Annotated in this window: 2 protein-coding genes; both read left to right on the forward strand. The window is 67.7% G+C overall.

Annotated elements, in window-relative coordinates; all coding sequences use genetic code 11:
• Nucleotides 1-91: 91 nt before the first annotated feature.
• Nucleotides 92-553 (forward strand): hypothetical protein, encoded by a 462-nt coding sequence (locus ABGB14_RS49935; RefSeq protein ID WP_347650950.1) that lies wholly within the window; start codon nt 92-94, stop codon nt 551-553.
• Between the two features lie 88 nt (nt 554-641).
• Nucleotides 642-1469: a transposase family protein gene (locus ABGB14_RS49940; RefSeq protein WP_347650951.1), complete on the forward strand. Its 828-nt coding sequence runs from the start codon at nt 642-644 to the stop codon at nt 1467-1469.
• The last annotated feature ends 103 nt before the right edge of the window (nt 1470-1572 follow it).

Raw genomic sequence — 1572 nt, forward strand, 5'->3', positions numbered from 1 at the left:
TTCTCACCGATTCCACCGCAGCCGATCACAGCCACCCTCTAGTATCCGTATCCGTGTGGTTATCCATGGTAATCGCCGGAGGTGAGGCAGGGTGTCATCGCTGCTGGAACGGATCGCCGCCCGCCGTACCGAACTGGCCGAGCAAGCACAGCACCTGACCAAGCAACTGACTGACGTTCAACACGAACTCGATCGGGTGAGCGTGGCTGAGCAGGTCATCACCCAGATGCTCGCCGAGCCCGAGCCCGAGCCCGATCCCGATCCCGAAGCCGTCGGCCGGGACGTGCCAGCGTCCGCCACCGCCACCGGATCGGTGATCATTCCCTACCGGCACCAGGTCTCCGGCGCCGACGGTCTCCCCGCCGATTATCGGCTTCTCCTGCAGACCGTGACCGACGCGGGCAAGGCGCTGATCTGCAAACACATCTGCCAAGCGGCCGGGCTGAGCACCGAATCCGGGCAGGTGGAGGGCACCCGGGCCAAGCTGAACCGGCTGGCCGAGCGGGGCTGGCTGCGCAAAATGCCGAACGGGAGCTTCGCCCCGACATCCTGACCTCGCCCCCTGACCAGGGGCGCTTTCCGTAGCACCGGGCCATGGCACCCGGGGCCGCGGAGCGCCCTCGGCGGGGGTATGGCGGTTTGTGACAACAACCAACGAGCCCGCCGAGGGCACACCCGCTGTCTATCAGGTCCGGCTGCCGTTGTCGGCCCAGACCCTCACCTTCGTCGCCGATCTGTTGCGCGGCCACCTGAAGGCGATCGGATCGCGCTGGCGCAAGCTCCCGGCCGGGAAGATCGCCGTCATCGTGCTCGCCGTGCTGCGCCATGACCAGCGCCTGGCCGACATGGCCGGCGGCAACAACATCTCGGCCGGCACCGTACGCCGCTGGGTGCGGGAGGTCCTGCAGCTGCTGGCCGCGCGGGCACCACGCCTGGACCGCGCCCTGGCCAAGATCGCCGAACAGGGCGGCGAGGTCGTGCTGATCGATGGCACCTTGATCCGCACCGAGCGCCGCAGCGGGAAGGACAACCGGAAAAACTACTCGGGCAAGCACAAAACGCACGGCCTGCTCTTCCTGGCCCTCACCGATGTCGCCGGGAACCTGCTGTGGATCTCCGCCGCCCAGCCCGGCCGCGCCTCCGAGATCACCACCGCCCGCCACCACAACCTCGTGCAGAAGCTCCGCAAGGCGGGCCTGGGCGCCCTGGCCGACCTCGGCTTCGTCGGGCTCGACGACCTCGACGACCCGGTGGTCATCACCGGCCGCAAGGCCACCCGCACCAGCCCTCTCACCACCGCCCAGAAACAGGCCAACCAGCTCATCAGCAGCGAACGCGCCCCCGTCGAGCACGGCTTCGCCGACCTGAAGAACTGGCGCATCCTCACCAAGCTCCGCATGGACGCCGCTCACGCCACCATGCTGCTGCGCGCCCTGCTGGTCCTGACCCACAGCGAAATCACCCGGTGACAGACGATCACCCGCCATGATCAGGCACCGTCACCTGCCCGAACACCGCCAAACGAGCTCAGGCAAGGGGCGTGACCTGCGATTTCAGGATGGAATTAGCCCA

Source organism: Nonomuraea sp. B10E15 (assembly GCF_039871615.1).
GTDB lineage: Bacteria > Actinomycetota > Actinomycetes > Streptosporangiales > Streptosporangiaceae > Nonomuraea.